Origin of the sequence: Actinomycetospora lutea (genome assembly GCF_028737205.1) — a bacterium.
GTDB classification, from domain to species: Bacteria; Actinomycetota; Actinomycetes; order Mycobacteriales; family Pseudonocardiaceae; genus Actinomycetospora; species Actinomycetospora lutea.
In genome coordinates this window covers 1-26860 of record NZ_JAQZAL010000002.1, presented here as the reverse complement: position 1 = coordinate 26860, position 26860 = coordinate 1, and the positions used below count along the sequence as shown (strand labels likewise).

28 protein-coding genes and 1 riboswitch are annotated in these 26860 nt (G+C 74.5%); of the genes, 13 read left to right on the top strand and 15 right to left on the bottom strand.

Annotated features, from left to right (window positions below; genetic code table 11):
- Both coaA and PHK61_RS02710 read right to left on the bottom strand, forming a co-directional pair.
- Complete coding sequence (gene coaA / locus PHK61_RS02715) at positions 1 to 975, bottom strand: type I pantothenate kinase (protein ID WP_274279705.1); 975 nt, start codon at positions 973 to 975, stop codon at positions 1 to 3.
- 82 nt (positions 976 to 1057) lie between these two features.
- On the bottom strand, positions 1058 to 1792 hold the full coding sequence (locus PHK61_RS02710) for an SDR family oxidoreductase (protein ID WP_274279428.1): 735 nt from the start codon (positions 1790 to 1792) through the stop codon (positions 1058 to 1060).
- Positions 1793 to 1842: 50 nt separating this feature from the next.
- Between PHK61_RS02710 and PHK61_RS02705 the strand changes: the two genes are divergently transcribed.
- The 8 genes from PHK61_RS02705 (at position 1843) to PHK61_RS02670 (ending at position 10928) form a co-directional block, all read left to right on the top strand.
- Positions 1843 to 2307 (top strand): PPOX class F420-dependent oxidoreductase, encoded by a 465-nt coding sequence (locus PHK61_RS02705; RefSeq protein ID WP_274279427.1) that lies wholly within the window; start codon positions 1843 to 1845, stop codon positions 2305 to 2307.
- 19 nt (positions 2308 to 2326) lie between these two features.
- On the top strand, positions 2327 to 3682 hold the full coding sequence (locus PHK61_RS02700; RefSeq protein ID WP_420791338.1) for a hemolysin family protein: 1356 nt from the start codon (positions 2327 to 2329) through the stop codon (positions 3680 to 3682).
- Complete coding sequence (locus PHK61_RS02695; protein ID WP_274279426.1) at positions 3679 to 4863, top strand: hemolysin family protein; 1185 nt, start codon at positions 3679 to 3681, stop codon at positions 4861 to 4863. Before PHK61_RS02700 ends, PHK61_RS02695 begins: the two co-directional genes overlap by 4 nt.
- A 146-nt stretch (positions 4864 to 5009) precedes the next feature.
- On the top strand, positions 5010 to 6053 hold the full coding sequence (locus PHK61_RS02690; RefSeq protein WP_274279425.1) for an NAD(P)/FAD-dependent oxidoreductase: 1044 nt from the start codon (positions 5010 to 5012) through the stop codon (positions 6051 to 6053).
- Positions 6054 to 6370: 317 nt separating this feature from the next.
- Positions 6371 to 7147 (top strand): VldE C-terminal domain-containing protein, encoded by a 777-nt coding sequence (locus PHK61_RS02685; RefSeq protein ID WP_274279424.1) that lies wholly within the window; start codon positions 6371 to 6373, stop codon positions 7145 to 7147.
- Between the two features lie 132 nt (positions 7148 to 7279).
- Complete coding sequence (locus tag PHK61_RS02680) at positions 7280 to 8584, top strand: MFS transporter (RefSeq protein WP_274279703.1); 1305 nt, start codon at positions 7280 to 7282, stop codon at positions 8582 to 8584.
- Positions 8585 to 8730: 146 nt separating this feature from the next.
- Positions 8731 to 10125: an APC family permease gene (locus tag PHK61_RS02675; protein WP_274279702.1), complete on the top strand. Its 1395-nt coding sequence runs from the start codon at positions 8731 to 8733 to the stop codon at positions 10123 to 10125.
- Complete coding sequence (locus PHK61_RS02670; RefSeq protein WP_274279423.1) at positions 10122 to 10928, top strand: universal stress protein; 807 nt, start codon at positions 10122 to 10124, stop codon at positions 10926 to 10928. Before PHK61_RS02675 ends, PHK61_RS02670 begins: the two co-directional genes overlap by 4 nt.
- Here the strand turns inward: PHK61_RS02670 and PHK61_RS02665 are convergent.
- Positions 10925 to 11875, bottom strand: a complete 951-nt coding sequence (locus PHK61_RS02665) for a helix-turn-helix domain-containing protein (protein ID WP_274279422.1) — start codon at positions 11873 to 11875, stop codon at positions 10925 to 10927. The two genes, PHK61_RS02670 and PHK61_RS02665, sit on opposite strands and share 4 nt — an antisense overlap.
- Before the next feature lie 143 nt (positions 11876 to 12018).
- On the opposite strand from PHK61_RS02665, the gene PHK61_RS02660 reads away from it, so the two are divergent.
- The 3 genes from PHK61_RS02660 to PHK61_RS02645 all read left to right on the top strand — a co-directional run bounded on the left by PHK61_RS02660 (position 12019) and on the right by PHK61_RS02645 (position 13763).
- Positions 12019 to 12885, top strand: a complete 867-nt coding sequence (locus tag PHK61_RS02660; RefSeq protein ID WP_274279421.1) for an alpha/beta hydrolase — start codon at positions 12019 to 12021, stop codon at positions 12883 to 12885.
- A gap of 65 nt (positions 12886 to 12950) precedes the next feature.
- A complete protein-coding gene (locus tag PHK61_RS02655; RefSeq protein WP_274279420.1) occupies positions 12951 to 13166 on the top strand; it encodes a helix-turn-helix domain-containing protein in 216 nt (71 codons plus the stop codon).
- Positions 13167 to 13190: 24 nt separating this feature from the next.
- Positions 13191 to 13763, top strand: coding sequence for a Clp protease N-terminal domain-containing protein (locus PHK61_RS02645; protein ID WP_420791337.1), 573 nt, complete (start codon positions 13191 to 13193; stop codon positions 13761 to 13763).
- A gap of 5 nt (positions 13764 to 13768) precedes the next feature.
- Here the strand turns inward: PHK61_RS02645 and PHK61_RS02640 are convergent, their stop codons facing one another.
- From PHK61_RS02640 to PHK61_RS02600, 9 genes are all read right to left on the bottom strand, one after another.
- A complete protein-coding gene (locus tag PHK61_RS02640; RefSeq protein ID WP_274279419.1) occupies positions 13769 to 13984 on the bottom strand; it encodes a hypothetical protein in 216 nt (71 codons plus the stop codon).
- A 216-nt stretch (positions 13985 to 14200) separates the two neighbouring features.
- Positions 14201 to 17134 (bottom strand): aminomethyl-transferring glycine dehydrogenase, encoded by a 2934-nt coding sequence (gene gcvP, locus PHK61_RS02635; protein WP_274279418.1) that lies wholly within the window; start codon positions 17132 to 17134, stop codon positions 14201 to 14203.
- A gap of 203 nt (positions 17135 to 17337) precedes the next feature.
- Positions 17338 to 17441: riboswitch (glycine riboswitch) on the bottom strand.
- 99 nt (positions 17442 to 17540) lie between these two features.
- The gene (locus PHK61_RS02630; RefSeq protein ID WP_274279700.1) at positions 17541 to 18089 is read right to left on the bottom strand and encodes a MerR family transcriptional regulator; all 549 of its coding nucleotides are present in this window, start codon (positions 18087 to 18089) and stop codon (positions 17541 to 17543) included.
- A gap of 192 nt (positions 18090 to 18281) precedes the next feature.
- On the bottom strand, positions 18282 to 18755 hold the full coding sequence (locus PHK61_RS02625) for a bifunctional nuclease family protein (protein ID WP_116710890.1): 474 nt from the start codon (positions 18753 to 18755) through the stop codon (positions 18282 to 18284).
- Positions 18756 to 18959: 204 nt separating this feature from the next.
- On the bottom strand, positions 18960 to 19853 hold the full coding sequence (locus tag PHK61_RS02620; protein ID WP_274279417.1) for a MerR family transcriptional regulator: 894 nt from the start codon (positions 19851 to 19853) through the stop codon (positions 18960 to 18962).
- Positions 19850 to 20317: a glycogen accumulation regulator GarA gene (gene garA, locus PHK61_RS02615; protein ID WP_274279416.1), complete on the bottom strand. Its 468-nt coding sequence runs from the start codon at positions 20315 to 20317 to the stop codon at positions 19850 to 19852. The genes PHK61_RS02620 and garA overlap by 4 nt, the downstream gene beginning before the upstream one ends.
- Before the next feature lie 226 nt (positions 20318 to 20543).
- A complete protein-coding gene (gene gcvH, locus PHK61_RS02610; RefSeq protein ID WP_274279415.1) occupies positions 20544 to 20933 on the bottom strand; it encodes a glycine cleavage system protein GcvH in 390 nt (129 codons plus the stop codon).
- A 94-nt stretch (positions 20934 to 21027) separates the two neighbouring features.
- Positions 21028 to 21618, bottom strand: coding sequence for a cardiolipin synthase ClsA (clsA, locus tag PHK61_RS02605; RefSeq protein ID WP_337993910.1), 591 nt, complete (start codon positions 21616 to 21618; stop codon positions 21028 to 21030).
- 25 nt (positions 21619 to 21643) lie between these two features.
- The gene (locus PHK61_RS02600) at positions 21644 to 22408 is read right to left on the bottom strand and encodes an SDR family oxidoreductase (protein ID WP_274279414.1); all 765 of its coding nucleotides are present in this window, start codon (positions 22406 to 22408) and stop codon (positions 21644 to 21646) included.
- A 24-nt stretch (positions 22409 to 22432) separates the two neighbouring features.
- Here PHK61_RS02600 and PHK61_RS02595 point away from each other — a divergent pair, with 24 nt between their 5' ends.
- Positions 22433 to 23554, top strand: a complete 1122-nt coding sequence (locus PHK61_RS02595) for a glycosyltransferase family 9 protein (RefSeq protein WP_274279413.1) — start codon at positions 22433 to 22435, stop codon at positions 23552 to 23554.
- Here the strand turns inward: PHK61_RS02595 and selD are convergent.
- The 3 genes from selD to PHK61_RS02580 form a co-directional block, all read right to left on the bottom strand.
- Positions 23535 to 24536, bottom strand: coding sequence for a selenide, water dikinase SelD (gene selD / locus PHK61_RS02590; protein ID WP_274279412.1), 1002 nt, complete (start codon positions 24534 to 24536; stop codon positions 23535 to 23537). The genes PHK61_RS02595 and selD overlap by 20 nt on opposite strands.
- A 9-nt stretch (positions 24537 to 24545) precedes the next feature.
- On the bottom strand, positions 24546 to 25253 hold the full coding sequence (locus PHK61_RS02585) for a DUF742 domain-containing protein (RefSeq protein WP_274279411.1): 708 nt from the start codon (positions 25251 to 25253) through the stop codon (positions 24546 to 24548).
- Between the two features lie 405 nt (positions 25254 to 25658).
- Positions 25659 to 25910, bottom strand: coding sequence for an RNA-binding S4 domain-containing protein (locus PHK61_RS02580; protein ID WP_274279410.1), 252 nt, complete (start codon positions 25908 to 25910; stop codon positions 25659 to 25661).
- A gap of 56 nt (positions 25911 to 25966) precedes the next feature.
- Between PHK61_RS02580 and PHK61_RS02575 the strand changes: the two genes are divergently transcribed.
- Positions 25967 to 26710, top strand: a complete 744-nt coding sequence (locus PHK61_RS02575; RefSeq protein WP_274279409.1) for a sulfite exporter TauE/SafE family protein — start codon at positions 25967 to 25969, stop codon at positions 26708 to 26710.
- The last annotated feature ends 150 nt before the right edge of the window (positions 26711 to 26860 follow it).

The window sequence follows — 26860 nt, the reverse complement described above, 5'->3', positions numbered from 1 at the left end:
TCAGAGCTTGCGCAGGCGGATGCGCCTGACCGTGTGGTCGCCGCCCTTGGTGAGCACCAGCCCGGCCCGCGAGCGCGTCGGCGCGATGTTCTCCCGCAGGTTCGGTCCGTTGATCTCGTCCCACAGGCGCGCGGCCTGGGCGCGGGCCGCGTCCTCGTCCATCTCGGCGTAGCGGCGGAAGTACGAGGCGGGATCGCGGAAGGCGGTCTCGCGCAGGGCCAGGAAGCGCTCGACGTACCAGCGGCGCACGTCGCTGGGGTGGGCGTCGACGTAGACGGAGAAGTCGATCAGGTCGGAGACGGCCAGCGCGCTGGCCCGCTCCCCGGTCTGCGGCGCCGGCTGGAGCACGTTGAGGCCCTCGAGCACGAGGATGTCCGGGCGGGACACGATCCGCTGCTCCTCGAGCACGTCGTAGACGAGGTGCGAGTACATCGGGACCGGCACCTCGGGCTTGCCGGCCTTGATGTCGGCGACGAAGCGCAGCAGCGCGCGCCGGTCGTAGGACTCGGGGAACCCCTTGCGGCGCATGAGGCCGCGGCGCTCCAGCTCGGCGTTGGGGTGCAGGAACCCGTCGGTGGTCACCAGCGCGACGTCGGGGTGGTCGTCCCAGCGGGCCAGCAGCAGGCGCAGCAGCCGGGCGGTCGTCGACTTGCCGACCGACACCGACCCGGCGATGCCGATGACGAACGGCGTCGCCTCCTCGTCCTGGCGCAGGAACCGCCGGTAGGCGTCGAGCAGGCCGGCGTTGGCCCGGACGTGCAGGTCCAGCAGGCGCGAGACCGGCAGGTAGACGTCACGGACCTCGTCGAGGTCGACCGGGTCGCCCAGCGAGCGGAGCTCCTCGAGCTCCTCGGCGGTCAGCGGGACGGCGCTGGTGTCACGCAGCTGCGCCCACGACCCGCGGTCGAAGTCGACGAACGGGCTGCCGCTCACGAGCCGTCCATCGCCCGGGCTCCCTCGCACATGGCGGGACATTGTCGTCGGGGACACGGGGTGCCCCGCCAGCGGCTGCGGCGCAGGTCACCTCACTCCCGGCCGACGGGTGCAGGTCCGCCCGCTACGTCTCCCGCTGCTGGGCGCTCGCGACCAGCGCGTACTCCACCACGCACACCTCGGGCGGGAGGCCGAGCACGTGCACCACGGCGGCGGCCACGTGCTCGGGCGTCAGGCCCAGCGCGTGCATCCGCCCGCGGAAGGCCGCGACGTCCTCGCGCCCCGCCTCGTCGGCGGCCATGAGGTCGGTGGCCACGAACCCCGGCGCGACCGTGGTGACGCGCACCCCGCGGGCGCCGGCCTCGCGCCGCAGCGTCTCGTCGACCGCGTGGGCGGCGTGCTTGCTGGCCGCGTAGACCCCGCCCGCGGCCGTGGGCACCCGCCGCCCCGACATCGAGGAGATCGTCACCCAGCTCGCGCCCTCGCCCAGGTGCGGCAGGGCGGCGTGGGCGGTGGCGAGCAGGCCCCCGACATTCACGTCGAACACCTCGCGCCACCGCTGCGGGTCGGTCTCGCCCACCGCGCCGAGGTGCATCGTCCCGGCCGCGGCGACCACGGCGTCGAGCCCGCCGAGGGCGCCGGCGAGCTCGTCGACCCCCCGGGTGACCGCCGTCGCATCGGTGACGTCCGCGACGGCGGCGTGCCCGCCCACCTCGTCGGCGAGCGCCGCGAGCCGGTCCGCCCGCCGGGCCAGCAGCCCCACCCGGGCCCCCGCGGCGGCCGCCGCCCGCGCCACGGCGGCCCCGATGCCCGAGGACGCGCCCGTCACCACCACACGACGACCGTCCAGCGACCCCATGGTGATCACCGTAGAGGGGCGGGGCCTCCCCCGCGGCTACGCTCGTCGCCATGGTGAACGTGGCGACCAACGACCGCGTGGGACGCGAGGAGCTCGACGCGTTCCTGCGTACGCGGCACAAGGCGATCGTCGTGACGCGGCGCACCGACGGCGGCGACCAGACCTCGCCGGTCACCCTCGGCATCGACGCGCAGGGACGCCTGCTCGTGTCCACCTACCCCGAGCGCGCCAAGGTCACCAACGTCCGCCGCGACCCGCGCGTGGCGATGTGCGTGCTCTCCGACGACTTCGACGGCCCGTGGGTGCACGTCGAGGGCACCGCCGAGGTCCTCGACCTCCCCGACGCGCTCGACCCGCTGTGCGACTACTTCCGCTCGATCTCCGGCGAGCACCCCGACTGGGACGAGTACCGCGAGGCGATGGCGCGCCAGGGCAAGTCGTTGATCCGCCTGTCGGTGGAGCGCTGGGGGCCGATCGCCACCGGCGGCTTCCCGGCCCGGTTGGCCTCGGGCTGAGGCGGGGACTCGGTCGATCGTGGAATTCCTGCTGTCGGCGCTCGGACTCGTCGGGTTCGTCGCCGTCACCTTCGGCACCGCCCTCTTCGTGGCGGCCGAGTTCTCCCTGACCAGCCTCGAGCGCAGCCAGATCGACAACCACGTCGCCGAGGTCGGCGACCGCCGGTCGAAGATCGTCCAGCGCGCGCACCGCAACCTCTCGTTCGAGCTCTCCGGCGCCCAGCTGGGCATCACGATCACGACGCTGATCACCGGCTACCTCTCCGAGCCCGCGATCGCGACGCTGATCTCCCCGCTGCTCGAGGACCTGGGCCTGCCCGCGGGCGCGGCCGGCGGCACCGCGTCGGTCATCGCGCTGATCGTCGCCACCGCGCTGTCGATGACCTTCGGCGAGCTGGTGCCCAAGAACCTCGCGATCGCCCGCCCGATGGGCACCGCCCGGATGGTCGCGGGCATCCAGGCCGGCTTCTCGAAGGTGCTCTCCTTCTTCATCAAGGGGCTCAACGGGTCGGCGAACTGGATCGTGCGGCGCCTCGGCATCGAGCCGGCCGAGGAGCTGCGCTCGGCGCGCTCGCCCCAGGAGCTCGGCTCGCTGGTGGCCACGAGCGCCCAGCAGGGCACGCTCGACGAGGGCACCGCCGAGGTGATGGCGCGCTCGCTGCGGGTCGGCGACCGCCGCGCCGACGAGCTGATGACCCCCCGCGTGCGGGTGGAGTCGCTGTCCCAGGACGACACCGTCGACGACCTGCTCGCCGCCACCGTGCGCACCGGGTTCTCGCGGTTCCCGGTGGTCGACCGCGACCTCGACGACATCCGCGGCGTCGTGCACGTCAAGCAGGCGTTCTCCGAGCCGCGATCACGGCGCCCCACCACCAAGCTGCGCAACCTCATGCGCACCGCCACCACGGTGCCCGACTCCCTCGACGGCGACGAGCTGCTCGACCGCCTGCGCGGCGCCGGGCTCCAGATGGCGCTCGTGGTCGACGAGTACGGCGGCACCGCGGGCATCGTCACCCTGGAGGACCTCGTCGAGGAGATCGTCGGCGACGTCCGCGACGAGCACGACCGCGGCGAGGGCATGCGGGTGCACAGCGAGGGCGAGGACAGCTGGATCGTCTCGGGGATGCTGCGCCCCGACGAGCTCGCCGAGGAGGTCGGCTGGTCGTTCCCCGAGAGCGAGGTCTACGAGACGCTCGCGGGCTACATCGTCGCGGAGCTGCAGCGCCTCGCCCACGTCGGTGACGCCGTGACCTGCGACGACTGGCAGCTGATCGTCACGCGGGTGGACCACCGCCGGATCGCCGAGGTCCGGGTGGTGCGACCGCCGAAGGTCCCGGCCGCGGTCACGACCGACGGGACGGAGGCCCCCGCATGAGCGACACCGTCGCCCTGCTGCTGATGATCGCGCTGCTGTTCGCCAACGCGTTCTTCGTCGGCGCCGAGTTCTCGCTGATCACGGCCCGCCGCGACCGCCTCGAGGCCCTGCAGGCCGAGGGCACCGCGGGGGCCGCCACGGTGCTGCGGGCCTCCGAGCACCTCTCGATGATGCTGGCGGCCGCCCAGCTGGGCATCACGATCTGCTCGCTGGCCCTCGGCTCGCTCGGCGAGCCCGCGGTGGCCCACCAGCTCGAGGGCGTCCTGGAGCCGCTCGGCGTGCCGTCGGTGCTCATCCACCCGATCGCCTTCGTGGTCGCGCTGACGATCGTGACGATCCTGCACATCGTCATCGGCGAGATGGTGCCCAAGAACATCGCCATCGCCGGGCCCGAGCGCACCTCGCTATGGCTCGTGCCGGCGCTGGTGGCGTTCCTCAAGGTCACGCGCCCGGTCATCACGGTGCTGAACTGGTGCGCCAACCACGTCCTGCGGCTGTTCGGGGTGACGCCCGTCGACGAGCGGGAGGCGGCCTACACGCCGCAGGAGATCGCCGAGATGCTCTCGGAGTCGCGGCGCGAGGGGCTGCTCGACGCCTCGCAGACCCGCCGGCTGACCCAGGCGCTCAGCTCCGCCGAGCACACGGTCGCCGACGTGACGATCCCCCTGGACCGGGTCACCGTGCTCCCGCCGCACCCCACGGTCGGAGCGGTCGAGGAGGCCGTCGCGCGGACCGGCTTCTCCCGGTTCCCCGTGCAGGCGCCCCAGGCACCCGACGCCCACCCGCGCCTGGACACCCGCCCGCTCGAGCCCGGCACGACGCCCATCAGCCCCGGCAACGGCGACGGGGCGCGGTCCGAGCACGCGCCGGTGGTCGCGTTCGACGGCTACCTGCACGTCAAGGACGTCCTCGACCTGGGCGACGGCGACGGTGACGGGCAGTCCGACGACGTGGCCGCCGACCGCCCGGTGCCCGCCGAGCGGGTCCGCACGCTGCCGGAGCTGGCGCTGTCCGCGCCCGTCGACGAGGCGCTCGCGGCCATGCGCCGCGAGGGCTCGCACCTCGCCCGGGCCGTCGACGACCACGGCACGACGGTCGGGCTCGTGGCCCTCGAGGACCTCGTCGAGGAGTACGTCGGCACGGTCCGCGACAGCACGCACGTGACGCGGTCGCGGGCATGACGGGAGACGGAGCGCAGCCGAGCTCGACCATGGACACCGCGGGAGACGGAGCGCAGCGGAGCTCGACCATGGACACCACGGGAGACGGAGCGCAGCGGAGCTCGACCATGGACACGGCGGGAGACGGAGCGCAGCGGAGCTCGACCATGGACACCGCGGGAGACGGAGCGCAGCGGAGCTCGACCGTCGACGCCGTCCGCACCGAGGTGCTCGTCGTGGGCGGCGGCATCAGCGGGATCGCGTGCGCGCGGGCCCTGGTCGCCGCCGGGGTGCCCGTGCGGGTGTTCGAGCGCTCGCACCGCGTCGGCGGTCGCATGGCGAGCCGCCCCCTGCCCGAGGGCGGCGTGCACCTCGTCGACCTGGGCGCCGCCTACTTCACCGTGCGCGACGACGAGTTCGCCGGCGTCGTCGAGGGCTGGCGCGGGCGCGGCCTCGCCGTGCCGTGGACGGACACGCTGGCCAGCCGGGAGGCCGACGGCAGCTGGTCGTCGAAGGCCGGCCCCGAGCGGTGGTGCGCGCCCGGCGGGCTGCGCTCGCTGGTCGCCGACCTCGCCGAGGACGTGCCGGTCAGCACCGGCCACACGGTGACCGCCGTCGAGCCCGGCCCCGCGGTCGACGGCATCCCCGCGTGCGCCGTGGTGCTGGCCATGCCCGACCCGCAGGCCGCGCGCCTGCTGCACCCCGCGCTGCGCGCCGGCGCCCTGGTCGCCGGCCGGGAGTGGAACCCCGTCGTCTCGGTGGCCCTGGGCTACGGGCACCGCAGCTGGGAGCGCCTTCCGATTCCGGGGTCGAGCTCCGCTCCGCTGCGTCTCCGGGCGGCGTTCGTCAACGGGCACCCCGACGTCGACCTCCTCGCCGACGACGGCGACCGGCGCGGTGACCACGCCCCGGTGCTCGTCGCCCACACCACCGCCGAGCGGGCCCGGCGCCACCTCGACGACCCCGAGGGGGCGGTCCCGCCCGTCGTCGCCGCCGTCACCGGGCTGCTCGACCTGGACGACGCGCCGGCGTGGACGCACGCGCACCGCTGGACCTACGCCAGCCCGGCCCGGCCGCACGAGGAGGAGTTCGTGCTCACCGACGACCTCGTCGGGCTGTGCGGCGACGGCTGGGGCAGCCCGAAGGTCGAGACGGCGTGGCGCTCGGGCACCCTGCTCGGCCGCGCGATCGCCGCCCGGGTCGTGTGCTGAGCGGTCCGCCGGGTACCGGTCACCGCGGTGCGTGACCGGGTCGTGACCGCCGACCGCGCCGCACGTCCCGCCCGGCGTCACGCGGGCAACCCGACCTGATCTCGGCGTCCGGTTCGTCTACTGTCGCTCACGGAACGGTCACGAGTTGGTCACGGCTCCCCCACCGGTGATCAGCTCCCTCCCCGCGGCGACGACCGACCCCGACGGCGTCGCCAGGCCGTTCCGTGACCGGAAGGCAGCACGTGACACGGCAACGCTCCCCCTGGGGCCGTGACGCGCACGCAGGACAGCGCGAGCCCCGTACCGTCCCGTTCGTCATGCCCGAGGGCGCCGTCCGCGGCGCGTCCCGGCACCGCTCCCCCGGTCGCGCCGCGATCCGGCACGGTGCCGTGGCCGCTGGCCTGACGGGCAGCGCGCTCGCGCTGGTCGGGCCGGCGGTCATCGCCCTGCCCGACCAGGACACGCAGGACGCCGCGGCGACCCTCGAGCTCTCGGCGCAGGGCGCGGCCCTCGCGGCCACCCCGAGCAGCGGCGGGACGCAGGCGGCCGTGGCCCCGGTCAGCGGGCCCGGCACGAGCGCCGCCTCGGCCGACCTGATCAAGGCCACCGAGCGCGACCGCGCCGCCGACGCCGCGACGGCGCGGCAGGCCCAGGCCCGCCAGGCCGAGCAGCAGCGCGCCCAGGAGGCGGCCGCCGAGCAGGAGCGCACCGCCTCGATCACGGGCTGCGGTGCCTCGAGCTCGTACGGCGGCGTGGCCGACTCCGTGCAGGAGGTCGGCAACGCGATGGAGTGCGTCTTCCCCGGCCACGACGTCCTCGGTGTCGGCAGCCGCGGCGGCCAGTCCGACCACCCCGGCGGCTACGCCCTCGACTTCATGACCACCGACGGCGACACGATCGCCGACTGCGTCATCGAGAACAAGGACGACCTCGGCGTCTCGTACGTGATCTGGGACCAGCGGATCAACACCGGTTCCGGGTGGGAGGGCATGGAGGACCGCGGCGGCGCCACGGCCAACCACGAGGACCACGTGCACATCTCGTTCGACCGCGGGGGCTCGCCGGACGTGTCGGCGCTGCGCAGCTGCGGCTGACACACGCGTCCGGAGCACTTCACAGGGACCTCACCCACCTGGTCCACTGAACGGGTGTCCACGGAGACGAGCGGATCGAGCACGGACAGTGACGTCGGGCGCCGGGCGCTCCGCAAGGTCGCCTGGCGCTTGATGCCCCTGCTCGGGGTGCTGTACTTCGTCAACTACCTCGACCGCGTCAACATCGGTTTCGCCGGGCCCAACGGCATGAACCGCGAGCTGGGCATGACGGCGACGGTGTTCGGGCTCGCCTCGGGCATCTTCTTCATCGGCTACCTGCTGCTCGAGGTGCCCAGCAACCTCGCGCTGCACCGCTTCGGCGCGCGCCGGTGGATCACCCGAATCCTCGTGTCCTGGGGGATCGTCGCCTCGGTCATGGCGTTCGCCCCGAACGCCACCGTGCTGATCATCCTGCGGTTCCTGCTCGGCGTGGCCGAGGCCGGGTTCTTCCCCGGGATCATCCTGTACCTGACCTTCTGGTTCCCGGCCGAGTACCGGGCGCGGGCGGTCGGCTGGTTCATGGTCGCGGTGCCGATCTCCACGGCGGTCGGCTCGACGGTGAGCGCGCTGATCATCTCCGCGGGCGACGGGCTGTTCGGCCTGTCGGGCTGGCGGGTCATGTTCCTGTTCGAGGGGATCCCGGCGATCCTGCTCGGCGTCGTGACCTTCTTCGCGCTCACCGACCGGCCCGAGCAGGCCCGCTGGCTCGCCGAGGACGAACGCTCCTGGCTGCGCCGGCGCCTCGACGCCGAGGCCGCCGAGGTGGAGGCGTCCGGCCACTGGCCGCTGCGCCGCGCGCTCACCGCGCCGCGCATCCTCGCCCTCGCGTTCGTCTACTTCGGGGTCACCTACGGGCTCTACGCGCTCGGGTTCTTCCTGCCGACGATCGTGTCGGACTTCGAGCAGCAGTTCGGCACCAAGCTCGACACGATCGAGAAGGGCCTGGTCACCTCGATCCCCTACGCGGTCGCGGCGATCGGGATGGTCGTGTGGAGCCGCGCCGCCGACCGGGCCGCCGCCCGCGCCGAGGGCGGCTTCCTCGCCGGCGAGGGCGGCCGGCGCTGGTGGCTCGCGCTGCCGATGATCCTCGGCGGGGTCGCGATCCCCGTCGCGCTCTACCTCGAGGACCCGTACTCGGCGATGGCCGCGGTGACCGTGTGCGCCGTCGGCACCTGCGCCGCCCTGCCGACGTTCTGGCCGCTGCCCTCGCAGTTCCTGACCGGCGCGGCCGCGGCCGGGGGCATCGCGCTGATCAACTCGCTGGGCAACATCTCCGGGTTCGCCGCCCCCTACGTCACCGGCGGGCTCGCCGACCTCACCGGCAGCCAGCGCGCCGGGCTGTGGGTCGTCGGCATCGTGACGGTCGTCGCGGCCATCGTCGCGCTCTCGGTCGGGCGCCGGACGAGTGAAGCCGCCGTGATCCGTACCGGAGGTTAGGCTCTCGATCACCCGCCCGGAGCGGGAGCCTGCGGAGCTCGACCATCGACTCGAGGCCGTCGGGGTGTGGTCGCAGCAACCTCGAGGGGGGACCCGTGCCCGGACCCGACCGCTCCGCGTGGCTGCGGCGCAAACCGGTCACCGCGATGGCCGCCGAGACCGGCGCGGACGCGAGCGGGGGGCACGAGGGCGGCGACCTCAGGCGCTCGATGGGCCTCGGTCAGCTCGCGGCCATCGGCATCGGGTCCACGGTCGGCACCGGCATCTTCTTCGTGCTCTCCGAGGCCACCCCGGAGGCCGGGCCCGCCGTCGTCCTGTCCTTCGTCATCGCCGCCATCACCGCCGGGCTCACCGCGCTCTGCTACGCCGAGCTCGCGTCGGCGGTGCCGGTGTCGGGCTCGTCGTACTCCTACGCCTACGCCACGCTCGGCGAGGCCGCGGCGATGGCCGTGGCGGCGTGCCTGATCCTCGAGTACCTCGTGTCGTCGGCCGCGGTGGCGGTGGGCTGGTCGGAGTACCTCAACGCCCTTCTCGAGGCCACGGTCGGCCTCCGCTTCCCCGATGCGCTGTCCGGCGCGCCGGGCGCGGGCGGGGCGTTCAACCTGCCCGCCGTGATCCTCGTGGTGCTCTGCACGCTGCTGCTGATCCGCGGCGTCAGCGAGTCCGCGACGGTCAACGCGGTCATGGTGGTGATCAAGCTCGGCGTGCTGCTGCTGTTCGTCGGCATCGCCTTCACGGCGTTCTCGATCGACAACTTCGCGGAGTTCACCCCGCTCGGGTTCAGCGGCGTGGGCGCCGCGGCGGGCACGGTGTTCTTCTCGTTCATCGGCCTCGACGCGGTGTCGACGGCGGGCGAGGAGGTCCGCGACCCCCGGCGCAGCCTGCCGCGCGCCCTCATGCTCGCGCTCGTCACGGTCACCGCGATCTACCTGCTCGTGGCGGTCTCGGCGGTCGGCGCCCAGCCCTGGACCGAGTTCGAGGGCCAGCAGGCCGGCCTCGCCGCGATCATGGGCGAGGTCACCGGCTCCGCGTGGCCGGGCATCGTCGTGGCCGCGGGCGCCGTCATCTCGATCTTCAGCGTCACGCTGGTGACGATGTACGCCCAGTCGCGCATCCTGTTCTCGATGAGCCGCGACGGCATGCTCCCGCCCCTGCTCTCGCGGGTGAACCCGCGGACGCTGACCCCGGTCCCCACCACGATCATGGTCGGCGTCGCCGTGGCGGTCCTCGCCGGGCTGATCCCGCTCGACGTGCTCGCCGACCTGGTCAGCGTGGGGACGCTGGTGGCGTTCGCGGTGGTCTCGGTCGGCGTGATGGTGCTGCGCCGCACCGCGCCCGACCTGCCGCGCGGCTTCAGGGTGCCGGGCTACCCGGTGACCCCGGTCCTCTCGATCGCCGCCTGTGTCTACCTGGTCTCCGGGCTGCAGTGGATCACGCTGCTGGTGTTCGTGCTCTGGCTCGGCGTCGCGCTCGTGTTCTGGCGGTTCTACGGCGCCCGGCACTCGCGGCTGGCCACATCGACCGCGGAGGAGGCGTCGTGACCGTCCTGGTCGGCCGCGTGCCCGGCAGGGAGCCGGGGCGCGGGGCCCTCGTGTTCGGCGCCCGCCTGACCCGCGCGCTCGGGGGTCCGCTCGTGGTGTGCACGGTGACCTCGCCCGGAGAGGAGGCGCCCGCGGACCCCGGGGACGCCACCCCCGCCGTGGACGGCGTCGAGGTCGAGACGACCGTGGTCGAGGACCGCTCGGTCCCCGGCGGCCTCGCGCGCGCGGCCCACGCCCGGCAGGCCGCGGTGATCGTGCTCGGCGACGCGCCGCCCGGGCCGGGCTCGGTGGGGGCCCGCCTCGCCCGCTCCGCCGACGTCCCCGTCGCGCTGGCCGGCGACACCGCGGTCCACGACGGCCCCGTCACCCGCGTGACCTGCGCCTGGGGCGGCGGCCGGCACGCCGCCAGGGTGCTCGCCACGGCCGTCGACCTCGCGCGGCGCACCGGCGCCTCGCTGCGCGTCGCGTCGTTCGGCCCCCAGCGCGGGCCGACCGTGCCACCTGAGGCGGGTCTGCACGCCGAGGAGGTCGTCGTCGAGCAGTGGCGCGAGCAGATGGTCGCCGCCCAGCGGGCGGGGCTCGCCGAGCTCGGGGTCGGCGACGCCGAGACCCTCGCCGCCGCCGGGGCCAGCGTCGAGGAGGCGGTGGCGGGCATCGGCTGGGACGACGGCGAGGTCCTCGTGGTCGGCGCCAACGCGGCCGGCACGGCCACCCGGGTCCTGCTCGGCGACCCCGGCGGCGCGATCGTCCGCGGCGCCCCCGTGCCGGTCGTGCTCACGCCGGGGACGACGACCCTGTCCTAGGGCCCGCCCTCGTCCCCGGCCGCGCGCCGCTCCCGCGGCGTCATCCCGAAGGCGTCCTTGAACCGGCGGGTGAAGTGCGCGGCATCCCGGAAGCCCCACTCGTGGGCGACGGTGGCGATCGCCTTGTGCCGCGCGCCGGGCCGGCCGAGCTCGTCGTGGGCCCCCTCGAGGCGCCGCGTGATAATCGTCTGCTCGAGGCTGCTGCCCGCGCGGGCGAACAGCGCGTAGAGCTGGCGGCGGGAGATGTTGTGCACCGCCGCGATCTCGTCCGCGCCGAGGTCGGGGTCGCGCAGGCGCTGGCGCACGTACTCGTGGATCCGCGCGAGCAGGGTCTCGTGGTGCACGCCACGGGCGAGCGGGGCGCGGGTCGTCGAGGCGAGCAGGGCGCGCACGAGGTCGATGCTCGCCGCCCCGATCGCCGCGGCCTGCTCGCCGGCCTCGAGCCGGTCGGCCGCCCCGAACAGGTCGACGACGTGGCGGCTGACCAGGGCCGCGAGCGGGCTGGCCTCGAGGTGCGGCGCGGCGGCGCGGACCACCTCCATCGGGAGACCGAGCGCGTCGAACGGCACCTGCAGCGCCCGCGACGCACCGGAGGTCGCCCACGAGAACGCGAAGGGGGCGGTCAGGTCGACCAGCATCAGCCGGCCGGGGGCGACGGTCTGCTGGTGGCCGAACTGCTCGTGACGGGCGGAGCTGCGCTCCTGCACCGCGAGCGCCACGATCGGCGCCTCGTCGCGGCGGGCCCGGCGCACGTCGCGGGACATCGCCATCCCCGACGACTCGCTCCGGAACAGCGGGAGCCGGCCGAGCTGCCAGAGCTCCATGCGCGCGTGGAGGTCGGCGTGCGGCGCGAGCGTGACGGTGGCGGCGCTCGTCTCGGCCATGAGGGTCGTGACGAGCTCGGCGCGCTCGGCGGCCGGGGCGTCCCGGGAGTCGAGCACCAGCATGGTGACTCAGCGTAGAGAAATCGCGCGGTGATACCAAGCCTGCGATTGCATCCTGGGGCAAGAACCGCGCACTCTCGGGCAACTCCGGCACTGAAGGTCTACCTACGGTGATCACACCGTAGGCCGATCGAGGAGTCACGAGCATGACCAGCGCGCCGCGTACGCCCGACACCATCGTCCTCGTCCACGGCTTCTGGGTGACCCCGCGCTCGTGGGAGCAGTGGGTCGCCCACTACGAGGCGCAGGGGTACCGGGTGATCGCCCCGGCCTACCCCGGCTTCGAGGTCGAGGTCGAGTCGCTCAACGCCGACCCCTCCCCCGTGGAGGCGCTCACCGTCCCCGCGATCGTCGAGCACCTCGAGGAGATCCTGCGCGGGCTCTCCTCGCCGCCGATCATCATCGGCCACTCCGCGGGCGGGGCGTTCACCCAGATCCTGCTCGACCACGGCTTCGGCGCGGCCGGCGTCGCGCTGAACTCGGCGCCGACCGAGGGCGTGCCGGTGATCCCGCTGTCGCAGGTCAAGGCCACGTTCCCGGTGCTGAAGAACCCGGCGAACCGCCACCGCGCGATCCGCTACGACTTCGAGCACTGGAACTACGCGTTCACCAACACCTTCCCCGAGGAGCAGGCCCGCGCCCTCTACGAGCGCTACGCCGTGCCCGTCTCGGGCAGCATCCTGTTCGAGAGCGCGCTCGCGAACCTCACGCCCGGCCACCAGGGCACCTGGGTGGACTACCACAACGAGGACCGGGCGCCGCTGCTGTTCGTCGGCGGGAGCTGCGACAACATCATGCCGCCGAAGGTGCAGTGGTCGAACGCCGCGCACTACAAGGCGGAGAAGACGATCACCGAGGTCGTCGAGTTCGGGAGCAAGCCGCACCTCCTGCCCGCCGCCCCGGGCTGGGAGGAGATCGCGGACTACGTCCTGGCCTGGGCGCTGCGCCACGCCACGACCCCGCCGCCGATCGTGCCGGCTCCGGACGCGCCCACCGAGGCGATCACGGTCTGAGCAGCGGCGCCGCCGTCGTGTCAACGTCGGTTGACAGCTCTCGCGTGTCAACCTAGATTGACGGCATGGCTGATGCGACGGCGGTGGCGGCCGCGGCGTCCTCGCGGGACCCGGCGACGGGCCTCGCGGCGGTCGCGTCGTTGCGGACGCTCCTCGAGTCCCTCGAGGAGCTGCAGGTCCGCAACGCGCGCGACCAGGGATGGTCCTGGCAGCAGATCGCCGCGGGACTGTCGGTCAGCCGGCAGGCGGTGCACAAGAAGTACCGCCGCCACATCGACTGACGGATCGACCGGCGGGAGGCCGACGTGTTCGAACGATTCACCGAGCCGGCGCGGCGGGTGGTGGTGCTCGCGCAGCAGGACGCCCGCGAGCGCGCCGCCGACCGGATCCGCAGCGAGCACCTGCTGCTCGGCCTGTGCCGGGCGACCGACACGCGCGCGGCGACACTGCTCGCGGCGCGCGGCGTGACGCGCGCGGTCGTCGAGGCCGACCTGGGCGCGGCCGGGCCGACCGAGCGGCCCGACCAGCCCGACCTCCCCGACAAGGCCGCGCTCGCGAGCGTCGGGATCGACCTCGACGAGGTCCGCGAGCGCGTCGAGGACGCGTTCGGCCCCGGCGCCCTGGAGAGCACGCGGGCCGCCGGGAGCCGCGGTCGGCGCTGGGGTCACATCCCGTTCGACCGCGCCGCCAAGAAGGTCCTCGAGCTCGCCCTGCGCGAGGCGATCCGGCGTGGCGACCGCTCGATCGGCACCGAGCACGTCCTGCTCGGGATGCTGCACTCCGAGACCGGACGTGCGATGCCCCTGCTCGCCGCGCGGGGCGTCACGCTGGAGCGGATGCGTGCGGCGCTGGACGAGCCCGGGGCCGCGAGCGGGTGAGCGCCTCAGTAGGTCGCGCTGTTGGCGAAGAAGATCGCGACGCCGAGGATGAGCAGGCCGCCGAGCACGAACGCGAGGTCGCTCTTCCCCCGATAGACCTTGCGGCTGTTGAAGACGTTGCTGGCGTCCCGCCTCGCACGGAAGTACTCGGCCCAGCGTCGGCCGACGATGAAACCCACGGTGATACCGACGACGATGCCTGCGGCCATGAGCACGCCCACGTGGACCCCCTGATCTCGTGGGCCACAGTGTCACCTCTGGACACACGATCGAGTGAGACCGACACGCCGCGTACCCGGGGTCGCCGCCGAGGAAGCCGGGCCGCGGGGCGGCGGCGAGAGCGACCCTCGCACCCTCGGCGCCGGCCCCGTGATGAGCAGCGAAGGACGCCCCGGCTGCCTGGCACGCAGTCAGGGCGTCCCTCGCTCCCGGGGACGTCAGGACTCGGCGAGCTCCTCCAGCGGCGGGCAGGAGCAGACGAGGTGGCGGTCGCCGTGCGCGGCGTCGATGCGCCGCACCGGCGGCCAGATCTTCGTGGGGCGCCCGCCGGCCGGGAAGGCGGCCTCCTCGCGGCTGTAGGCGTGGTCCCACTCCCCCACCAGCACGGAGCGGGCCGTGAACGGGGCGTGCACTAGCGGGTTGTCGTCCGCCGGCCACTCCCCCGACTCGACGCGGGCCACCTCGCCGTGGATCGCGATCATCGCGTCGCAGAAGCGGTCGATCTCGTCGAGGTCCTCGGACTCCGTCGGCTCGACCATGAGCGTCCCCGCCACGGGGAACGACATCGTCGGCGCGTGGAAGCCGTAGTCGGCGAGACGCTTGGCGACGTCGTCGACCGTGATGCCCGAGGACTTCGTCATCGGCCGCAGGTCGAGGATGCACTCGTGGGCGACGAAGTCGTCCGGGCCCGTGTAGAGCGTCGGGAAGTGGTCCGCCAGCCGCGTGGCGACGTAGTTGGCGGCGGCCACCGCGGTCAGCGTCGCGCGGCGCAGCCCGTCGACGCCCATGAGCCGGACGTAGGCCCAGGAGATCGGCAGGATCGACGCCGAGCCCCAGGGCGCGCCCGCGACCGGCCCGACGCCGGTGTCCGGACCCGCCGACGGCTGGGCCGGGTGGTTGGGCAGGAACGGGGCCAGGTGCTCGGCCACGCCGACCGGGCCGACGCCGGGGCCGCCGCCGCCGTGCGGGATGCAGAAGGTCTTGTGCAGGTTCAGGTGGCTGACGTCGGCGCCGAAGCGGCCGGGGCGGGCGAGCCCGACCAGGGCGTTGAGGTTGGCGCCGTCCACGTAGACCTGGCCGCCGGCGTCGTGCACGGCCGCGCAGACCTTGCGCACGTGCGGCTCGTACACCCCGTGCGTCGACGGATAGGTGATCATGATGGCGGCGAGCGCGTCGCCCGCCTCGGCGATCACCTCGTCCAGGTGCTCGCGGTCGACGTCACCACGGTCGGTCGTCCTGACGACCTTCACCCGCATCCCCGCGGAGATCGCCGACGCGGCGTTGGTGCCGTGCGCCGAGGACGGGATGACGCAGACGTCGCGCTGGAGGTCGCCGCGGCTGCGGTGGTACGCGCGGATGGCGAGCAGGCCCGCGAGCTCGCCCTGCGAGCCGGCGTTGGGCTGCAGCGACACCGCGTGGTAGCCGGTGAGGTGCACCAGCCAGTCCTCGAGGTCGTGGATCACCTGCAGCATCCCGGGGGCGTCGGACTCCGGGGCGAACGGGTGCAGCCCCGCGAAGCCGGGGTAGGTGATCGGCTCCATCTCGGCGGTGGCGTTGAGCTTCATCGTGCAGGAGCCCAGCGGGATCATGCTGCGGTCCAGCGCGACGTCCTTGTCGGAGAGCTCGCGCAGGTAGCGCAGCAGCGCGGTCTCGCTGCGGTGGCGGTGGAAGACGGGGTGGGTGAGGTAGCTCGACGTGCGCGCGAGCGCCGCCGGGATCGCGTCGTCGGTGGCGGCGTCGAGGTCCTCGACGTCCATCTCGCCGGCGCCGAACGCCCGCCACAGGGCCCGCAGGTGCTCGCGGGTGGTCTGCTCGGAGCAGGAGACGCCGACGTGGTCGGCGTCGACCTCGCGCACGAGGATGCCCTCGCCGCGGCAGGCCGCGACCGCCCCGGCCGCGCCGCCCGGGACGCGCACGAGCACGGTGTCGAAGAACTCGCGGTGCACGACCTCGACGCCGCCCTTGACCAGGCCGGCGGCCAGGACCGCGGCCATCCGGTGGGTGCGCCGGGCGATGGTGCGCAGGCCCGAGGCGCCGTGGTGCACGCCGTACATCGACGCGATCACCGCGAGCAGCACCTGGGCGGTGCAGATGTTGCTGGTAGCCTTGTCGCGGCGGATGTGCTGCTCGCGGGTCTGCAGGGCCAACCGGTGGGCCGGGTCGCCGTCGGCGTCGACCGACGTCCCGACGAGCCGGCCCGGCAGCTGACGCGCGAGCTTCTGCCGGACGGCGAGGAAGCCCGCGTGCGGGCCGCCGAAGCCGAGCGGGACGCCGAAGCGCTGGGTGGAGCCGACCGCGACGTCCACGCCGATCTCCCCGGGCGGGGTGACCAGCGCGGCGGCCAGCAGGTCGCAGGCCGCGACGACGGCGGCGCCGCGCGCGTGGGCGGCCTCGACGACGCCGCGGTGGTCGCGCAGCGCCCCGGACGCGCCGTGCGCGGCGAGGAGCAGGCCGAAGAAGTCGTCGGCGGGGAGCTCGGTGGTGACGTCGACGATCTGCAGCTCGATGCCCAGCGCCTCGGCACGCGTGTGGAGCACGGCGATCGTCTGGGGCAGCGTGTCGGCGTCGACGAGGAAGCGTGAGGACTTGGCCTTGTCGGCCCGGCGCAGCAGGAGCATCGCCTCGGCGGCCGCGGTGGACTCGTCGAGCATGGAGGCGCCGGCGACGTCGAGGCCGGTGAGGTCGCAGACCATCGTCTGGAAGTTCAGCAGCGCCTCGAGCCGGCCCTGGGAGATCTCGGGCTGGTAGGGCGTGTACGCCGTGTACCAGGCCGGGTCCTCGAGCACGTTGCGGCGGATCACCGGCGGGGTGATCGTGCCGTGGTAGCCGAGCCCGAGCATCGGCTCCAGGACCGTGTTGCGGGCCGCCAGCTCGCGCAGCTCCTCGAGGACCTGGGCCTCGGTGGCCGGCGGGGGCGGGGCGGCGCCGGTCGGGTCGTCCGACCAGTCGGCGGGGTCGGTGCGGATCGACGTGGGCATCGCCCGGTCGGCGAGCTCCTCGAGCGAGCCGACGCCGACCGTCTCGAGCATGCGGGCGAGGCCGCGGGCGTCGGGCCCGACGTGGCGGTCGGCGAACGGGACACCGTGCTCGAGCGCGGCGAGCGGGGCGGTCTCCCAGGAGGAACGGGACTCGGAACCAGGCTGTGCGGTCATCGACGCCTCCGGCGGCAGGGCGAACTGGGGCCTCGCGCTGCGGACGTCTCCGTCCGGAACGCGGCCTCCCCCTCTGCCGCTGCCCGCTTCGCTGCGAGCGCCTGAGAGCTTCGCCGGTGGGGTGGGCTCACCCTCGGCTTGCACCATCGGCGGGTGGACGATCCCGGCAGGACCCGGACCGCACACCTCTTTCCAGAGGTCGTCTCCTCCGCGCGGTCGGGGTGCCTGAGAGGTTCCGGGGAGGAGTTGCTCCTTCGGCGCCTGCACCCAGAGGCTTCTGTCTGCAGGTCTCTCCCGCGCGGTGTCCAAGAACGACGCGTGGAGGGTACCGCAGATGGCGCGGGGACCCCAGGACCAGCGTGGCCCGCGTCACCAGCCTCGCCGCCCGCGGATGCGGGCGGGCCCGTCAGCCCGCGGAGCGGGCGCCCCGGTTGCGACGCGAGGCCAGTTCGTCCTCGGGCGCGTGCTCGACGGCGGCGGCGTCGGCGCGCTCGGCCGGGAACCGCGAGATGCTGCCGGAGATCTCGCGCATGGCGCCGCCGACGGCGATGCCGAACACGCCCTGGCCACCCTGCAGCAGGTCGACGACCTCTTCCGGCGAGGTGCACTCGTAGACGGTGACGCCGTCGGAGAAGAGGGTGATGCGCGCGAGGTCGCGGACGCCGTGGCGGCGCAGCTGCTCGACGGCGACGCGGATGTTGTTCAGCGAGACGCCGGTGTCGAGGAGGTTCTTGACCACCTTGAGCACCGCGAGGTCCTTGAACGAGTACAGCCGCTGCGAGCCCGACCCCGTGGCCGTGCGGATGCTCGGCACCACGAGCTTCGTGCGCGCCCAGTAGTCGAGCTGGCGGTAGGTGATGCCGACGATCTGGCAGGCGGCCGGACCGCGGTACCCGAGGACCTCGCCGTTGCCCGGCACACCGTCGTCGCCGAACAGCTCGTCCGCGAACAGCAGACCCTGCTCACCCTCCGGGCCGAGGGGCTCGAGCTCGGGGCCGGCGGGACCGCCGTCCTGACCACCGCTCACCGATGTGCCTCCCTCGTCCCGTGGTGACGCCGACGGTACGAGCGGCGGAGACGGGGGTCAACGCGACGCGCGGCGACTCTCGACCTCGAGTTGAGGGTGAGGATAGCGAGGGCCGCGCACCTACGTGTCGGCCCCCCGGAAGTCCTCGGGGGACACGGAGTCGAGGAACTCGCGGAACTTCTCGACCTCGTCCTCCTGCTCGTCGGGGATGACGAGCCCGGCCTCGGAGAGGACGCCCTCCTCGGCGTGGATCGGGACGCCGACGCGCAGGGCGAGGGCCACCGAGTCGCTGGGACGGGCCGAGACGCGGACGTCGCCGTCGAAGACGAGCTCCGCGTAGAAGGTGCCCTCCTGCAGGTCGATGATCCGCACCTGCTCGAGGCGGCGGTCGAGCGCGCCGAGGACGTCCTTGAGGAGGTCGTGGGTCAGGGGCCGGGCCGGCTTGACGCCCTGCTGCTCGAGGGCGATCGCGGTGGCCTCGACCGAGCCGATCCAGATCGGCAGGTACCGGTCGCCCTCGGCCTCGCGCAGCAGGAGGATCGGCTGGTTCGCGGGGAGCTCGACCCGAACCCCCACGACACGCATCTCACTCATGCGACTCGCCCTCCTCGAATGGATCGAGCCCTCGAGAGCCCTGGGCTCCGTCTCCCCGGTCACCGGTCGACGACCCGTGACGCTACACGCTCGGGCACCCCCGCGCGCGCGTCCGAGGACGCGTCGGGGGTTGCGTCGCCGAGCGGATCAGGAGGCCCGCGGAGGGCCTCGTGACGGGCGTGTGACGCCCCGGCGACGGGGGTGTCAGCGGCGCAGGCCGTGACGCAGACCCGCGCCCACGAGCAGGGCGTGCAGGCGCCCGGAGAGGGCCGCGAGCTCGGACGACAGCTCCTCGGCCCGCCGCGCCGCCTCGGGTCCGCGGCTGCGCGCCACCGGGGTGACGAGCTGGGTCAGCAGGCCGACCTCGCGGTCCGCGCTGGCCCGCGCCGAGCGCAGCAGGCGCGGCTCGACGCCGAGGCGCGCGAGCGCCCCCGCGGTCCGCGCCACGAGGACGTCCTCGGGCTCGTAGCGACCGTCGGGGTCGGCGCGCAGGATCCCGTGGTGCTCGAGGCCGTCGAGCAGGGCGGCGTCGACCCCGTCCTCGGCGAGCAGCACGTCGCGGCCCACCGAGTCGCCCCGCCCCACGCCGGCGAGCCCGTCGGGGTCCTCGTCGGGCTCGGCGCGGTCGGCCACCGACGCGAGGCTGCGCAGCTGCGCGGACGCGCCGGTGCCCGTCAGGACCGGACCGGACCCGCGCGGCCCGCCCGGGCCCCCGGGGCCACCCGGCCCGCCGGGCCCACCAGTCTCGACACCCGGCGCGCCGGCGAGCGCGACCTCGCCGCCGGTGACCGTGTCACCGGGCAACGACGGCCCGCCGGGCACCGGGTTGCGGTCGAACTCCTCGAGCCGCGAGCGGATGACCTTGAGCGGGAGGTAGTGGTCCCGCTGCGCCGACAGGACGAAGCGCAGCCGCACCACGTCGTCGTGCGAGAACTGCCGGTACCCCGCCGGGGTACGGGCGGGGCGGATCAACCCCTCGGACTCGAGGAAGCGGATCTTGGAGATCGTGATCTCCGGGAACTCCGCCCGCAGCGCGTCCAGGACCGAACCGATCGAGAGGGGGGCTCCCCCCGGCTCGGGCAGCCCGGCGGCGGTCACTCCAGCCCCGCCCCCGCCCCGGCCGACCCGCCGTCGCGAGGGCCGGTGAGGAAGACGAGCCGGAACTTGCCGATCTGGACCTCGTCGCCGTTGGCGAGCACGGCCGTGTCGACCGGCTCGCGGTTGACGTAGGTGCCGTTGAGGCTGCCGACGTCGACCACGACGAACTCGGCCCCGTCACGGCGGAACTCCGCGTGGCGACGGGAGACGGTGACGTCGTCGAGGAAGATGTCGCTGTCGGGGTGGCGCCCCGCGCTCGTCGTGTCGCGGTCGAGCAGGAAGCGCGAGCCCGCGTTGGGACCGCGCTTGACCACCAGCAGGGCCGAACCCGCCGGCAGGGAGTCGACGCCGGAGACCGGCGCGCTGCGCGACTCGGCCTCGGGCTCGGCCAGGAAGTCGGCCCGGAAGACCGACGTCGTCTCGCCCTGACGCTCGGGGGGGACCGGGGGACCGCCTGTGCTCACCGTGCTCCTCCGTCGTGTCGTGCTCGTCCAGGTCGTCCCGCCCGTCCCGGCGGGCCCTCGCGGCGCCCCCTCGGCGAGGGCGTCGGTGCGGGCTCGGTGACGGATCGTCGCGAGGTGGCCGTCACGGTACCGGTCCCCGTCACGGGGTCGAGTCCCTCCCCACCCACCGTGAGCGCGCATCCGCGTGCTGTGGCGGAGCGTAGGGAGAAGACCCCTCGTCGGAGCCTCAGGAGCCGTCGATGACGGCCTGGTAGCCCTCCGCGTCGAGCAGCTCGTCGATGGCGCGCGCGCTCGGCACCCGCAGCTCCATCATCCAGCCGGAGCCGTAGGGGTCGGAGTTGATGAGCTCCGGCGTCTCGGCGAGCGCGTCGTTGACCGCGGTGACCTCGCCGTCGAGCGGCGCGTAGATCTCCGAGACCGACTTCGTCGACTCCACCTCGGCCACGGACTCGCCGGACGAGACGGCCGCGCCGACGCTCGGCAGCGCGACGTACACGACGTCACCCAGCTGGTCCTGGGCGTAGTCCGTGATGCCGATGCGGACGATGGTCGCGTCCCCCTCGGTCGCGGTGATCCACTCGTGCTCGGCGGTGTAGCGCAGGCCCTCGGGGACCACCGGCGCCTCCTCTGTCCGTGTGCTGCTCGGTTCGGTCGGGCCGCGGCAGGCTAGAGGCCCCGGCGCGCGGGGGCCAACCGCACCGGGGCGCGCGTCACGCCCGCCCGGGCGGCGGGGCCGGCTCGGTCCGCACCAGCTGCACCAGGTAGAGCGTCCCCGACCACAGGTGCAGGGCGATGCCCCAGGCCGTGAAGGCGTAGGCGAACGGCCGCGCGACGTCGGCGCCCGCCCAGTCCATCTGGGCGAGCAGCAGCAGCGGGAACGCGTAGAGCAGGTTCAGCGTCGCCGCCTTGCCGATGTAGAGCACCGGGAAGGCGAGGTAGCCCTTGCGCCGCAGCAGCGGCAGCGCGAGCGAGACGACGACGTCGCGTCCGATGATCAGCGCGAGCACCCACCACGGCACGATCCCGCGGATGAGGAACGCCACGAGCGTGGCCACGGTGTAGAGCCGGTCGGCGAGCGGGTCGAGCATCTCGCCGAGCCGGCTGTACTGGTCGAGCGCGCGGGCGATGCGGCCGTCGAGCCAGTCGGTGATCCCGCTCGCGACCAGCACCACCAGGGCCCACCCGTCGGCGCGCGGCCCCAGCAGCAGCCACAGGAACAGCGGCACACCGGCCAGGCGCACGACGCTCAGCGCGTTGGGGACGGTGAGCCAGCGCTCGTGGGCGAGCTCCCGGAGGGTCACGGGCCGCAGTATCGCAACGACCGGGTCAGCGAGCCGTCCAGCCGAGGTCCATCGTGACCGGCGACCCGGTGAACGCCCCGCCCGCGCTGGTCTGCAGGAACGCGACGACGTCGGCGACCTCGGAGGGCTCGATGAGCCGCTTGAGCGCGTGCGGTGTGAGGATCACCTCTTCGAGCACCCGGTCCTCGCTGATGCCGTGGGCCTTCGCCTGGTCGGCGATCTGGCGCTCGACGAGCGGGGTGCGCACGTAGCCCGGGCAGACCGCGGTGGCGGTGATCCCGTCCGGGGCGCCCTCGAGCGCGAGCGTCTTCACCAGGCCGAGCACGCCGTGCTTCGCCGAGACGTAGCCCGCCTTGAACGGCGAGGCGGCCAGCGCGTGCGCCGACGCGATCGCCACGAAGCGCCCGCCCTCGGGGGCCGCGCGCAGGGCCTCCCACGCGTACTTGGCGAGCAGGAACGGGCTGGTCAGGAGGATGGCGAGCAGGGCGTCCCAGCGGTCCTCGTCGAAGTCGGCCACCGGGGAGACGTGCTGGAACCCGGCGTTGGCGACGACGAGGTCGAGGCGCCCGAAGTGCTCGAGCGCGGCGTCGACCGCGGCGCGGTTGCCCTCGCGGGTCGTGAGGTCGGCGCCCAGGGAGGGCCCGGGGAGCGTCTCAGCCAGATCTCCTTCGGGCGCCTTGAGGTCCACCCCGAGGACCGACCAGCCGTCGCCGTGCAGACGGTCGACGATCGCCCGGCCGATCCCGCTGCCCGATCCGGTCACCAACGCTGCTCGCTGCTCGTTCGCCATGCCCCGACCGTAAGCTCTTCCGCCGTGATCGTTCCGCGGGTCGCCCCGGCACTCGGCCTGCCAGCCGCTCCCGCTCCCCCGGTGCCCGACGTCCGCCGGCTCGCGGTGCTGCGCGCGAACGGGCTCGGCGACTACGTCGTCTCCGAGCCGGCCCTCGCCGCGCTGCGCCACGCCTACCCCGACGCCGAGATCACCCTGCTCGGCCAGCCCCACCACGCCGCACTGCTCGAGGGCCGCCGCTCGCCGGTGGACCGCGTCGTCACCGTGCCCCTCATGACCGGCGTGCGCGTCGGCCCCGAGCCCGACGCGAGCGCAGAGGAGGTCGACGCCTGGTGCGCCGAGCAGCGCGCCCACGGCTACGACCTCGCCGTCCAGATGCACGGCGGCGGGCGCAACTCCAACGCGCTGCTGCTGCGCCTCGGCGCCCGCGTCACGGTCGGCTCCGCCACCCCCGACGCGCCGCGCCCCGACCGCTGGGTGCCGTACTGGCCCTACCAGCACGACACCATCCGCTGGCTGGAGGTCGCCGCGGCCGCCGGCGCGGCGGGCCGGCGTGTCGAGCCGCGGGTGGAGGTGCGTGACGAGGACCTCGCCGCCTCGTACGCCGTCGTCCCGCCCGGTGACGCCCCGCTGCTCGTCGTGCACCCGGGCGCCACCGACGCCCGCCGCTGCTACCCCGAGGAGCGCCTGGGCGCCGTGGCCCAGGACCTCGCCGACGGCGGCGCCCGCGTGGTCGTCGCCGGCGGGGCCGGGGACGCCGCCCGCGTCGAGCGCGTGGCCGCGGGGATGCGTACGCCGCCGGAGACGGCGGTGGGCACGCTGGACCTGCCCGCGCTGCTCGGGCTGCTGTCGCGGGCCACGGTGATGCTGGGCAACGACTCGGGCCCGCGGCACCTCGCGGGCGCGGTCGGGACGCCGACGGTCGCGGTGTTCACCTACGCCAACCTCGCCGACGTCGCCCCGCTGACCCGCGTGTGGCACCGCGTGCTCGTGTCCTGGCACGGCGGCTGCCGGGTGTGCGGGCGGCGGGTGCTCGACGGCTGGTGCGGGCACGAGGAGAGCGCCACCCACGACGTCGACGTGGCGGAGGTCCGCGAGGCCGCGCAGGACCTGTGGGGCCAGGCTCTCAGCGCACCCGCAGGGTGACCCCGTCCTCGGGCGCCACGATCTCGCCGATCACCGGGTGGCCGGGGATCTCGCCGGCGAGCAGGAGGCCGCCGGAGGTCTGGGCGTCGGCGAGCAGCAGGGCCATGGTCTCGTCGACGTCGAGGCGGGCGTGCGGGCGCACCCAGTCGAGGTTGCGCCGCGACCCGCCGGGCACGTAGCCGTCGCGGGCGGCCTCGCGCGCGCCGTCGAGGAAGGGCACCGCCGCGCTGTCGATCACCGCGGTGACCCCCGACGCGCGGGCCATCTTGTGCGTGTGCCCGAGCAGCCCGAAGCCGGTGATGTCGGTGCCCGCCCGGACGCCGGCCGCGACCGCCGCACGGGAGGCCTCGGCGTTCAGCGTCGTCATCACCGCGACGGCCTCGTCGAACGACTCCCCGGTGGCCTTGTGCCGGTTGTTGAGCACGCCGAGCCCGAGCGGCTTGGTCAGCGTCAGCGGGGTGCCCGGGCGCGCGGCGTCGTTGCGGATGAGCGCGTCGGGGTCGGCGGTGCCCGTGACCGCCATGCCGTACTTGGGCTCCGGGTCGTCGACCGAGTGCCCGCCCGCGACGTGGCAGCCGGCGTCGTCGGCGACGGCGAGCCCGCCGCGCAGCACCTCGGCGGCCAGCTCGTAGGGCAGCACCTCGCGCGGCCAGCACAGCAGGTTCAGCGCGATCACCGGGCGCCCGCCCATGGCGTAGACGTCCGAGAGCGCGTTGGTGGCGGCGATGCGCCCCCAGTCGTAGGGGTCGTCGACCACGGGCGTGAAGAAGTCGGTGGTGGCGATCAGCGCCAGCCCGTCGCGGATGCGCACCGCGGCCGCGTCGTCGCCGTCGTCCAGCCCGACGAGCAGCTCGCCCTCCCGCGCGGTCGACGGGGACGGCACCAGCCCGCGCACCACGTCCTCGAGCTCCCCGGGCGGGATCTTGCAGGCGCAGCCGCCGCCGTGGGCGTAGCTCGTCAGACGTGGTCGCGTGGCCGTCATGAGCCCGTTCTACAGCCTGTGCAGGCCGTCCAGCACGCGCTGCATGATGTCGCGCGACGGGGCGCCGGTGGCCGCCACCGCGCGCGGGTGGACGACCAGCAGCCCGGCGCCCGCCATGTCGTCGATGATCACCCGGGCGACGCCCAGCGGCACCGAGAGCAGTGCCGCGACCTCGGCCACGGACCGCGGGTCGCCCACGACGTCGCCCAGGGCGACGTGCTCGGGGTCCTCGAGCGGCGGGCGCGGCGACGGGATCGACACCAGCGTCTCGACCGCGAGGTCCGCCCGCGTCCGGGTGCGCCCCCGGGTGCGGACGTAGGGCCGCACGCGGGTGCGCGTGCTCTCCGGCGGCGGGTCGGCGGTGAGGTACAGGGGCAGGGTGGGCGGGTCGTCGGCCTCGGGCCCGGGGCGGGCCGGTGCCGCGACGGGCGAGGCCTGCAGCGGGACGGCGGCGTCCTCGGCCTTCGCCCGCGCGGCCTCCCGGCGCGTGCGGCGGCCCCGGGAGCCGAACCGGGCGCCGGTGAGCGGCAGCGGACCCGACGCGTCCTCGTCGGGCCCTTCCGCGGCCGGGGCCACCGCCGTCGGGTCGATCTCCGCGCCGGGGTCGGTCTGCTCCTCGTCGGCGAGGGCACGCGGGAAGCGGGCGCCGGTGCGCCCGACGCGCGCGCGCCGGCGGTGGCCGCCGGCCGCGCCGGTCGCACCCTCCCCGTCGCTCACGCTCCGCGTCCTCCCGGTGGTCACGATCGGTGGATGCGATCGGTGCGATCCCGCCCGCGCCGGGCCGTGACGGCGACCGGACGAACGGGAGCGATCGACACGATAGAGTAGGTCTCGGTTCCGTCACACGGTCCCGCCGACCCCGATCGGGGTGACGTGACGACTGTGACGGACGGTCACACCGTCGTTACTGTGTGACGGCAGGATCACGCGCCCGGGACGACACGGTTGCGACCGGATCGGAGGCCGTGTCCGGCGGCGACGCCCCGCCGCCGGAGGGCTAGGCTTCTTCTCAGCCCCATCTCGGACCTCTCTCCGTGGGGCTTTTCCCACCGAGGCTCGGGGTCGTCGTCGTTCCACCCGGTTCGCCGGGACGGCGACCCCGGGTCTCGTTGCATGTACACATCAACTCGCGGCTCGCTGCACGCGGATCCGCTCCCCGGCCAGGGCCACGACGTCGCCCGGGACGACCTGGCGACCCCGGCGCGTCTCGCCGCGGCCGTTGACGGTGACCTCCCCGGCCTCGAGGACCTCGCGGGCGGCGGCGCCGTGCTCGACGAGGCCCGCGAGCTTGAGCAGCTGGCCCAGCCGGATCGTCTCGTCGCGGATCCCGACGTCCCGGATCCGGTTCCTGCCGTCGGGCGCGCGGTGCTCCACGGGCCGAGTGTGCCCCGCGCCTCGCTCCCGGGCGGGCGGGGTCCGCCGGTGGTGGGATGGCGCCGATGGTCGCGCTGCTCGTCGTCGCCGGGTTCGCCGCCGGGCTGTCGGGCTCGATGGCCGGACTGGCGTCGCTGTTCTCGTACCCGGCACTGCTCGCGGTCGGCCTCTCCCCCGTGGCGGCCAACCAGACCAACACGATCGCGCTGGCGGTGGCGAGCGTCGGCTCGGTGCTCGGGTCCCGCCCGGAGCTGCGCGGCCAGGCCCCGCGGGTGCTGCGCCTGCTGCCGCTCACCCTCGTCGGCGGGGCGATCGGGGCGGGCCTCGTGCTCGTCACCCCGTCCGACGCCTTCGCGCTGATCGTGCCGTTCCTCGTGGCCGGCGCGTCGGTGGTCCTGCTGCTGCCCCGGCCGGCGGACGCGAAGCCGGTGACCTCGCGGGCCGGGCAGGCGGCGACGGTGGTGGGCGTCCTGCTCGTCGGCGTGTACAGCGGCTACTTCGGCGCCGCCGCGGGCGTGGTGATGATGGCCCTGCTGACCCGGGCACTCGCCGACAGCCTCGTGCGCGTCAACGCCGTGAAGAACGTGCTGCTCGGGGCGTCGAACGCCGTGGCGGCGGTCGGGTTCGCCGTGCTCGGCGAGGTCTCGTGGTCCGCGGCGCTCCCGCTGACCGCCGGCCTGCTCGTCGGCAACTACTGCGGCCCGGCGATCGCCCGGCGCCTCCCGACCACGGTGCTGCGGATCGGGATCGCCGTCGCGGGCCTCGTGCTCGCCGGCGTCCTGATGGCCCGCGCGCTGTAGGTGGCCGCGGTCTCGGGGCAGCGAGGGCGTCCCTCGCTGCCTCCCGGGCAGCCAGGGACTCCCTCGCTCCGCGGGGTCGAGCGCGCCCCGGACCGCTAGGAGAGTGCTGAAGAAAGTGGGGTGTCGGAGCGGGTGCTCGGGGCTGGGGCT